Source organism: Asticcacaulis sp. (genome assembly GCF_020217185.1).
GTDB lineage: Bacteria > Pseudomonadota > Alphaproteobacteria > Caulobacterales > Caulobacteraceae > Asticcacaulis.
In genome coordinates this window covers 1-10,000 of record NZ_JAIWNX010000193.1, presented here as the reverse complement: position 1 = coordinate 10,000, position 10,000 = coordinate 1, and the positions used below count along the sequence as shown (strand labels likewise).

Annotated in this window: 6 protein-coding genes; 2 read left to right on the top strand and 4 right to left on the bottom strand. The window is 56.5% G+C overall.

Features of this window, described 5'->3' with window-relative positions; genetic code table 11:
* On the top strand, positions 1–231 hold a 231-nt coding region (locus LDL37_RS09560), incomplete at its 5' end, for an alkaline phosphatase (protein ID WP_290797287.1).
* Positions 232–335: 104 nt separating this feature from the next.
* Here the strand turns inward: LDL37_RS09560 and LDL37_RS09555 are convergent.
* Entirely contained in the window at positions 336–1,145 is an 810-nt protein-coding gene (locus LDL37_RS09555; RefSeq protein ID WP_290797284.1) for a CoA ester lyase, read from the bottom strand.
* Between the two features lie 200 nt (positions 1,146–1,345).
* Between LDL37_RS09555 and LDL37_RS09550 the strand changes: the two genes are divergently transcribed.
* Positions 1,346–2,095: a Bax inhibitor-1/YccA family protein gene (locus LDL37_RS09550; RefSeq protein ID WP_290797281.1), complete on the top strand. Its 750-nt coding sequence runs from the start codon at positions 1,346–1,348 to the stop codon at positions 2,093–2,095.
* 56 nt (positions 2,096–2,151) lie between these two features.
* On the opposite strand, the gene LDL37_RS09545 is transcribed toward LDL37_RS09550, so the two are convergent.
* The 3 genes from LDL37_RS09545 to LDL37_RS09535 all read right to left on the bottom strand — a co-directional run bounded on the left by LDL37_RS09545 (position 2,152) and on the right by LDL37_RS09535 (position 9,405).
* Positions 2,152–2,496, bottom strand: a complete 345-nt coding sequence (locus LDL37_RS09545) for a DUF2794 domain-containing protein (RefSeq protein WP_126421797.1) — start codon at positions 2,494–2,496, stop codon at positions 2,152–2,154.
* A 352-nt stretch (positions 2,497–2,848) separates the two neighbouring features.
* Positions 2,849–5,572, bottom strand: a complete 2,724-nt coding sequence (locus tag LDL37_RS09540) for a Tat pathway signal sequence domain protein (protein WP_290797277.1) — start codon at positions 5,570–5,572, stop codon at positions 2,849–2,851.
* Positions 5,573–5,739: 167 nt separating this feature from the next.
* Positions 5,740–9,405, bottom strand: coding sequence for a TonB-dependent receptor (locus LDL37_RS09535; protein WP_290797274.1), 3,666 nt, complete (start codon positions 9,403–9,405; stop codon positions 5,740–5,742).
* Positions 9,406–10,000: the final 595 nt, after the last annotated feature.

Genomic DNA, 10,000 nt, shown 5'->3' with positions numbered 1-10,000 from the left:
CACACGGGCGGCTATACAGCAGAGGAGACTGAGGCGCTGGGCTTCACCAATCCGGCCCTGTTCGGCATGCCGAGCGCGGCGCACGGCGGTGAGGACGTGCCGGTCTATGCGCGTGGTCCGCAGGCCTATCTGGTGCGCTCGACCGTGGACTCGACCTATCTCTATCAGGTCATGGCCCGCGCCCTGTTCGGGGCGGAGACGCCCCGAGCGCAATCCGATAAAGTGCCATAAAAGTGTCTTGGCACTTTTGGCTTCGCCGAACTTCGTTTCGGAAGAATTGCGCGACCAAACAAAAACGTAGAGCATTCGGCGGCTCAACTTAGCCGCCGAATGCTCTAAGACAAAGCCGTAGCCGCCAACCAGCGCCGCGCCGTAGCGAGGTGCATCCGTTCGACCATCTCACCATTGACCGACACCACGCCGCGATCGGCGTTTTCGGGCTGCGCAAAGGCCGCCACCACGGCCCGGGCCCAGTCGAGCTGATCCGCCGTCGCCACAAACACCGCATTGGCGAGGGCGATCTGCGCCGGATGTATCAGCGTCTTGCCGTCAAAGCCCAAAGCGCGGCCATTTTCGCATTCGCGCCGCAGCCCCTCTTCATCGCGGAAAGCATTATAGACGCCGTCGATGACGCTGAGGCCGAAGGCGCGACCATGCAGCACGATGTGGGAGAGGGCCAGTTGCAACTCTGTGCGCTCCGGCGTTGCCGAGACGCGCAGATCAGCGCGCAGATCATTCGGCCCGGCGATCAGGCCCTGAAGCCCCGGTGCCGTACAGATCTCACGCAGATTCAGCACCCCCTTCGCCGTCTCAATCATCGCCCAGACCGGGGCTTCATAGCCGTGCAGGTGCACCGGCAAACCCACCTTGGGCACGACATAGCCGTGCAGCCCGTGCCCGACAAAGCGCGTCAGAGCTTGCAAAATCGACGTCTTCAGCGCCGGATCGACGCGCACCAGAACCACCGGCGCGGCAAACCCACCGGCCTCAAGCGCGCGAACAACGCGCTTCAGCGCCTCAGCCTTCTCTGCCTCGCCGGCGGAGTCCTCCAGATCGAGGATGAGGGCGTCGGCCGCCAGCGTCGCCACTTTTGACATCGCCTTGTCATTAGCGGCGGGGACGAACAGCACGGAACGGAGCGGCAAATGCATCATGGTTTTATTATACCTCCATCCGGTCAAACCGCTAACATGCTAAAACCACAAACCTTTGTAAGACTGCTCAAAGGGTTGCTGGTCAACTAAATCGGTTGCATGCAGCTCAGGGGACACAAGCGTCCCTTGTCAGACTGTGGTTTTAGGATCATATTAAGGGCTAAGCGAAAGGCTTTTCCACAGGGAATACCATGCAATTCGAAGATACCTATTCGGTTTCGACCCCCTCCGCCAGCGATATGGCCAGGGATCAGGGCCTCAAAAAATTCCTGCTCGGCATCTATCAAAAGATGGCGCTGGGTCTGCTTGTAACGGCGGCCATTGCCTACGCCGTGGCCAAAACACCTGCCCTCCTGCAATTGCTGTACACAACGCAAGACGGCTACATCACCGGCTATACGATTCCCGGCATGGTGTTCGCTTTTGCGCCACTGGGCCTGAGCTTTATATCCGGCATGTTCATGAATGATTTGAACGCGGCCAAGTCTGGTATGTTCTACTGGCTGTTCGTCGTCATCATGGGTGTGTCGCTGTCTTCGATCGCCATCCTGTATGCAGGGGCTTCGATCGCGCAGATGTTCCTGATCACGGCGATTGCTTTCGGCGGTCTGTCTTTGATCGGGTACACGACCAAGGTTAACATGACGGGCTGGCGCACCTTCCTGTATATGGCCGTGCTCGGTATGATCGGCGTGAGCCTGCTTAACTTCTTCCTGCTGAAATCCTCCATGATCGAGGTTGTCATCTCGGCTATCGGCGTTGTGGTGTTCTCGGCGCTGATCGCTTATCAAACGCAGTCACTGAAACTGATGTACTACGAGATGGGCGGTGCTTCGCAGAACCGTCTGGCAGCTATGACCTATATCGGCGCTTTGGGCCTTTACATTAACTTCATCAACCTGTTCCTCAGCCTTTTGCGCCTGTTTGGCAACCGTAACTGAGTGAGGCTCAGGTCTGGACCTGAAACCCCGTCGGAGCGTTCCGGCGGGGTTTTTATTTACCCGATCACATCCAGCTTCGTCTTGTCGAGCACGCTCAACACCGGCTCCAGTTCGCGCCCGCGTTTGAGCACCATGCCGTTCTGATTGAACACCGCAAACGCCCCCTGCTTGCGCGCCAGCGACGGGCGCTTTTCGATGCGATAGACGGGGGCTTCGCCGCTACGGCGGAAGATGTTGAAGGCCACGACGTCGGCCAGACTGTCTATGCCATAGTCGCGCCAGTCGCCCGACGCCACCTTACGCCCATACAGTCTGAGGATCAGCTCCAGTTCGCGGCGTTCAAAGAAGACCGGCCCTTTCGGCGCGGCGACAAACCCTGTGCCCTGATCCTGAAAGCTCATGCGGCGAACCCTTCGTCAATCCCGGTTTATAGTCGCCCGATCCTGTAAAAAGACAAGAGGTTTGAAGCACCTCTCCATGCAAACGGTGACATCACGATCACGTTTCCAAAAGAAATGAACCCACCCCAAAATGACCTCATTTCAGCCGTTTAGGCGCCCATATTGGCCTGTAAAAGATGAGTGTCGGCCGGATCGGTTCGTCGGGTCCACCCCCTGAACAGCCCCCCAGCCCAGGACCTGACCGCCAGTCAATGGCAGTTCCCCTCCGGCCGACATGCCCTCTTTGTCCCCCCTGAAGACGAGGCAAAAACGCACCGCCCCCTCCCCGGCCGGTGCGTTTTTTATTGGGGTATTACAGAATACCAGCGACCTTTGCCGCCTCGTCCAGACTGTCGCCGATCAGGGCCATATTCTGGATGGCCGACAGGCCCCACTGCGCCGTGCCATTGGTCGAGAGCGTGGGGTCTTCGTCCAGCGGCCGCAGTACCGCCGGACCGTCGATGCGCTGTGTACGACGCTTCAGCCCGCCATCGGATTCGCGGCCTTCCTTGCCAAAGAACTCGCTCCACGCCCGCAGCGCCAAAGCCTTGTCCTGTTCATGGAAGGCGGCAAAGGCCGTCAGGCGCGAATGAGCATCGCGCAGGTTGCGCCCGCCGGGCACGCTTCCCAACAAGGCCTTAAGCTCATCATTGGGCGCGTTATAATAGCGGCAATATTCCAGCCACGCCTTGCGATAGGCGGGCACATCGACCAGTTCCCACAGTTCCGAGGTCATTTCGACCACCCCGAACACGGCATTGAGGTGCGAGACGCTGATGTAGTCGCCGTCGCCCAGGAATTTACCCGTCTTCAGGTCATAGGGCGCTTCGCCTGCAAACCAGCGCCGCTTCAACCCGGCAATGGTGGTCATGCCGTTGACGATACGGTCGCGCCAGCGCGTATCCTGCGTACGCTCCCATTCGGTCAGCCACGCGCCCAGAAACGCGCCCCATGACGTCCCGAAGCCGGAGGCGACGACGCCCTTCGGACGCTCCCGGCCCGGTGCGGGCGGCAGCTTGCGCGAAATATCGACATTTTCCAGCGCATAGTCGGAATCGACCAGATCACGCATCAGGTCACCCACGCGCTCATCGGCGGTCAGGTAATAGTAGATGCGGCGATAGGCGACGTTCGACACGCGCGGCTGCTTGGACGAATCCGACCATGGCTGCACGCCATGGCGCGTGCCAAAGCCTTTGAAGCGGCCAAGGTGATAGACATCGACCTCACCCGTCTGCCGCGTCATGGCCTCGGCGAATTTGAACACGTCGGCGCGGCCCGTGCGCAGATAGGTGTACCATATCCACAGGTCGGTCGAGAGTTCGGAATTGTCCCAGGCATAGCCGCCGATATCATAGCGCCACATGTGACGCTCTGCATCATAGGTGTGCATCACATCGCCATAGGTCCAGAAGCCGTACCAGCGGCGCTGATCGACCTCCTTCATGTAGTAGTCGATCTGATAGGTCAGGCGGTCTTCGAGGATTTTGCGCGCCGGGGTCGATGAATTGGCCACGTCCCAGTCGCCAAAAACGCCGCATTGGTGGATACGTTCCGGCGACAGCACCAGACGCGCCGGATTGGCGACCTGCTCGGCCATATCCGAGAACACCTGATGCGAGGGCGTCGCCCCGAGTACCCAAAGATTTAGCTCTGAGGTACGCGCCACGCCGGTCGCCGTGTCCCAGCCCTTTTCGTAGTCCTCATAGGTGATGTTGAGGCCTTCGATCTCTTCCGGGTGGGTATCCATACCATCAGCCGAACGATAGGGGCGCACATCCATGGCCGGGGCGTCCGGCGACCACAGCCACGCGGTGATCTCGGCCATCTCCGTGTGAGCATTGCGCACATCAAGTTGCGTCGGCGAGCGCTGCCAGAAGTCCTTGAAGCCCAGCGCCACGCCGCCGCTCGCCCCACCGACATAGGCGAGCCCCTTGGTGCGCGTCCCGGCATTGGAGTCGATCCAAGCGTGACCGGCGCGCGTGCGCTTTTTGATGGTGTAGCCATCGGGCGTCAGTTGCGACAGCGTGAAATCGCCCCATTCCGGTATCCATTTCAGCCCGTCCTGCACCGGCTTGGCCATGTCGGCGACGGCCACAGCCCTGCCTTCGACCTGAGCGACGCCCAGCCCCTTGCCCACCGGGCGGCGCAGACCGGTCAGCGGACGCACCGCCTCACCCCAGACGCCCACACCGTCGCCGGTCAGGCGGATATGGCGGTTGTGCGTCTCTTCGGTCATCGGGGTTTTGGCGGTGATCCCTAGGCCGCGGATGAAGTCCTTGAACGGGTCACCGTCATAGATGAAGGAATGCACGATGCGCACGCTTTCGGACCCGGCGTAGAAGTAGAGCCGCACCGAGAAGGGCAGCCAGTCGCGGCCATTTCCGGAATGCACGCCTTCGATCTTGAGCACTGCGCGCACGGGACCGGTCTGTTCGACCGTGACCTTGCTGATCTTGCTGCTGAAGCTCTGCTGGCTGACACTGCCCGTGGCGTCGAGATCGGGCTGGCTTTGCCACAAGGCGACCAGCTTCATCTCCTTGAGCGTCAGGCGGCCCGCGCGAGTGGCAGTGGCGATCAGATGCTCACCGGAGGTCGGCACCACCCACACCAGATCACCGGAAGTGACAGTGACGGCGGCGGCCTCCTGTTTGACGCTGACGGCCTTGGCAGGCGCAGCCGCCTTGCCCGGCGCGAGCGATAAGCCTGCGGGTTTGGTTCCGGCAGGCACGGCATGCGCCGTCCATTTCAGCGATCCGTCGGGCCAGTAGGCCAGCGGCCACGACTGCACCGGCACCTCACCCAGCTTGAAGTCCGGCACCTTGCCCTTGGCAGGCTTCACCGTACCGCGCGGCCACGGCACCCCCAGCGTCGCCCCTTCAAAAGCCGCCGGCGTCCCGTCCAGCCATCTGAGATCGGTCGAAGCCACCGGCGTGGCCTTGGCCGATACCGCGGCCTGCGCCACGGCGGGCAGGGCGCTCAGGGCCGACATAGCCACGGCGGATTGCAGAAGATGGCGGCGAGAGAGAGAGGTCATGGTTCCCAGCCCTAAAATAAAGTCAACGATTTGAACGCCGACGGCGGTCGTTTCCGGCGCAATATCGCTCAATTTTGTCCAAAATTGATCACACAACCCGCTCCGTCAATAAAAAACCGCCGTCCGGAACCCCGGACGGCGGTGATTTAATAATCTTATGAGAAGACTTAGTTACCCATGCGATAAGTCACACCCATGGAGAAGGTCCGTCCACCATATTGAAGGTTCTGAATCGTTGGTGATCCATCGGCAAACGTGCGATCAGCACCATTTGATGTGGTTGTGCCCTGTTTAGTCAGGTTACGCCCTTCAAAGTAAAACTCAACATTTGGACGGAACTTATGCGTAATCTTGGCATCTATATATTTTGTTTCATCCTGCCACAGCTCGTTACCCGGCTGATAGGGCGCAGGTCTCGCATCAAAATTAAGCTCTCCAGGATAATTATTACGCCCATTACCTCCACAGGCTTCAATACAGATGAAATACTCACCGCGACCTTGGTAAGAAATACGAGCGTTTGTCTTACCATCATCATACCAAATCGAAAGATTTGCAAAATATGACGATTCACGCGGAGGAGGCATAACCTTACCAGTATTAGGATTCACGATATTATTAGGCGTTTCAGATTTTAGCTTAGAGTAGTTAAAATCCGCACCTGTGTAACGGAAATACCATGGAAGGAAAGTAAATGCGGTTTTTGTGGTGAACTCCCAACCTGTGCGTTGCAGACCTGGTGCGTTTTCCCACGTCGGAAATACATAATCTAAATCTGCCAGTGATTGGCCCGTTACTGGGTCAACCAAATCAGTGCCTTCAAACAGCTTTGATGTCTTGGTAACCCCGATCGGATTTCCAATGCGCACATCAAGCTTGTGCGTTGCCAGAGAGAACATAGTATCTTTGTTAGGATACCATTCGATGCTCAGGTTCTGATCCCACGCCGTGTAGGGCTTAAGTTCGGGGTTACCAACGCGAGCACTACAACGGTTATCTTCATCATAACCCGTTATGCTAAGTGTGCGACGCTGATCAATTTCACAGGTGCCGGCTGGCAACAGCTTGTCGACCCCCGGACGCGCAATCGTCTTACCTTTGTAATAGCGCAGGACAACCTGATCTGGCACAACCCAGAGACCAATATTATAGGTCGGGAGCCAATCACGGGATTCTCTCGTGATAGCTGCGTTCCGGCTGATGCTGGTTGTGGTGATACCAGCCGCAGCACCCGGATTGTTAGAGTCGAATGCCGCAGTAGTACGTATAGCAGAGATGGTCAAAAGACCTATGCCCGACGCTTCTGTTTTGATGGTGCGCAGGCCGACATTGCCTTCAAAGGACATGCCAAACGGCAGATCATGTTCGAACTCAGCCATAAAATAGGCCGCTGTGAACTTCTCATCATAACCGCTATACGGCTGGTCGTACATCTTGCCATCACTGGCCATGCATGTCTTGACGCAATCAAAGTTATAGTTTTGTGCCGACGGCACAAGACTCATCAACTTCTGGACATCAATGCCTTGCCAGTTTTTCATATTCTCCGCACCTTCATAGCCCGCGAAGAAGTTGGAGTCAGGTTGTGCGATCGTATCGCCAATAATTTGCTGCAATTGCGCCGGTGTGAAGGTCGTAACCCCCGTCAAACGGGATGCCAATGCCGTGTTAGCGACATAACCATAATTACAAGGCTCGATCGAGGTGCTGGTTGGCTGGCATGCGCGGAAGCTCCCACGCAGCACAGTTGAAGGCAACACTATCGGCGCGACGTAGCCGGGCTGACCATATGTACCGCTCGCTGAGCGAATGGTCATGCCACCTGGACGGCTCCATGCCTTTCCGGTCGGATTGCGGAACTGTACGCCGCTTTTAAAGACGGTGAAGAAAGGCAGCTTGTCTTTAACCTGATAAGTCAGATCAACCTTAGCTGTTGTTTCATCGGACTCACCCATCCAAGCGTCAAAATTGAGCCCAAAACTCCCGCTTACCAGTGGACGCTGCGCCACACTGTAGGCGAGTAGTCCGGCAGGATTATCTACCGTGGGAGCGGCAGCGTTTTGAGCCGCTTGGGTGTTCAATTGGACATAGTTTGCCGGGTTGGTTTCGTCGTATGAACCGAGAATTTCATGGCTCCACAGACCACTGGGCTGAACGAAGAAGCGCGCTGCACCATAGTTGAAGAAGCGGTTTGTAGAGACATTAAATCTTTCGTAAGTAGATTCAGATTTTCCTGCAAGAAAATCAATCCGCAGGGAGTCGCGCTTGTAGGTCCCGCCAAACTGTGCATAGCTACTTTCGGTGCTAAATGGCTCCCATGACTGAGTAATGTTTGAGCCTGCGTCTCTCATCACATATTCAGTGACGTAGTGATTGGCATCCACCTTAACTGTTGATGGATCTATGCTGGACACATTACCGAGAGCTGCCTGATTGTTGAAGATGCCTACGCCATCATAAAGATAATACCGTGAGCGTGCGCTTTGTGGCACTGAGCGCAAATAGACGTTGCCGCTAGACACCAAGGGACTCGCCCCCAATGCGACGTCCCATACGCCGTTAGGATTGGTAGTGGCAAAATACTGGTTCCCTGGATTCAGACCCAGTTCTTGTCCGCCTGAAAGACTGCGCCAACGATACTGGCGGTCCACCTCGCGATTTGAGATATTGTATTTTGCATACACCGTGAGATTGTCGTTTACACGGAAATCGAACCTCAAATCCGCAGAAAGCCGAGAATCGAGTTGAGTGTTGTCGTAACTCCGAACCAGATTGGGCTCAAGATCGTTCCACTGATTCAGACAGGTTTGCAGTTCGTAGACGCGCTGATTGCGACGGGCAGCGGTATTAGATTGGTTTGCACCCGTTCCAGGAGTTAGCAGCGGAAACGCCGAGTAACACTCAGCCTTGGTTTTAGCCGCTGCTGATTTTTCAACAATCTGACGTGGTGTATAGACAGAGTTGGCTAACAGCGTGTCCGGATTCAGCGTTGCACCTACACCCGTACCACCTACTGTCGATGGATTAAAAGTGAAAGTTTTGTCCGGCGAGTTGTCAAAATCAATACGGCCTTGATAGCCCGCATTGTTAGCTGAAGTGCCTTGCTGGCTCGAATTGTTCTGATAATTACTTCCGGTAACGCTTAGGATAACCCCAAGACGACCGTCAAGAAATTTGCGGGAAGCAATAAGGTTATAGTCGGGACGCCATTTTTCACCCAAAGAATTTCGGCGCATACCCACGCGCAAGGAAACATAGGGCTTCTTGAAATCGAGACCGGTGCGCGTCTGGATGCGAACCCCGCCACCCAGCGACCCTTCGGTCATATCCGCCGTCGAGCCCTTGACGACATCTACGGTTTTGATCAGGTCGGAAGGCAGTGCCGTTAAGTCTGCGCCGCGAGCGCTTCCTGCCCCACCCAGCGCGAAACTGGTATTGCCAACTCCCATGCCATCAAGTTCGACCCGGGTCAGTTCCGCACTGTTCCCCCGGATATCAATAGTCGAACCTTCCCCCATTTCGTCTCGTTGAAGCGCCACACCCGCCACACGCGAAATGGCTTCGTTGAGGTTTTTATCGGGGAAGGCACCAACGTCATCAGCGACAATGGAATCAACGGCCGTCTTGGCGCGCTTCTTGCGATCGTTCGACGACTGCTGCGCGGCGCGCGCACCGACGACAACGACGGTTTCGATGTCCTCAGCGCCCGCCTTGACCGGCGCGGCTTCCTGCGCGTAGGCAGCGCCAGAGACGACCAGCATGGCGAGGCCCGAACCAGCCATCAGATATTTCGCGAAAGACGACTTGGGTGACTTTGAGGGTGGTTTCTGCATTTATTCCTCCGATATGCCGCCGAAACGACATGCCCCTTAAGAACTGTGTTGGTTCCTAGACTGCACGGGGAATAAAGGTGCGGACGCACACGACGGCGCGCCGCATTACGGAAAAACGACTCCAGACGACAGAACAGACCCCGCCTTTTGTTTTGAGGCGCAGGCACACACACATATCCCGTCAGTTCGGAAACGCCTTCCGGCTTTTCACTCCCCTGCCAGGGCCCTTTGTTTTTGTGCGGGCCTCTGACGCAACAACCTGTTGGATGACACTGATCCTCATTGATCGAAGCTGATAAGTCAAGCCACAATGTGATCATAATTGGCCTTAGGTCGGACAATTGCGACACATTGCAGCGAATAAGTAACACAAATGTCACACAATTCAGGCCGTTTGAGCAAATTATTCAAAAGTTACAATCTTTTATGAGGCTCACGCGAGGGTTGCGGGCGGCGTTTGACCGGCTGTCATTTTCATATTTAGTTGTTTTGTTTCAATGTGCTGCATAGGCAATAAGGTGATTATCACATTCCGGCCCGCCGGGCTGAGCGCTCCGCTTTTGAAGGGCCGCTTAAGTCACTCAAAAAATCAATT

What these genes read in the sequence shown, in the direction of transcription:
- LDL37_RS09550 (WP_290797281.1), top strand. Translation starts at nt 1,346, where the DNA reads ATGCAATTCGAAGATACCTATTCGGTTTCGACCCCCTCCGCCAGCGAT.
- LDL37_RS09545 (WP_126421797.1), bottom strand. Translation starts at nt 2,496, where the DNA reads ATGAGCTTTCAGGATCAGGGCACAGGGTTTGTCGCCGCGCCGAAAGGG.
- LDL37_RS09540 (WP_290797277.1), bottom strand. Translation starts at nt 5,572, where the DNA reads ATGACCTCTCTCTCTCGCCGCCATCTTCTGCAATCCGCCGTGGCTATG.
- LDL37_RS09535 (WP_290797274.1), bottom strand. Translation starts at nt 9,405, where the DNA reads ATGCAGAAACCACCCTCAAAGTCACCCAAGTCGTCTTTCGCGAAATAT.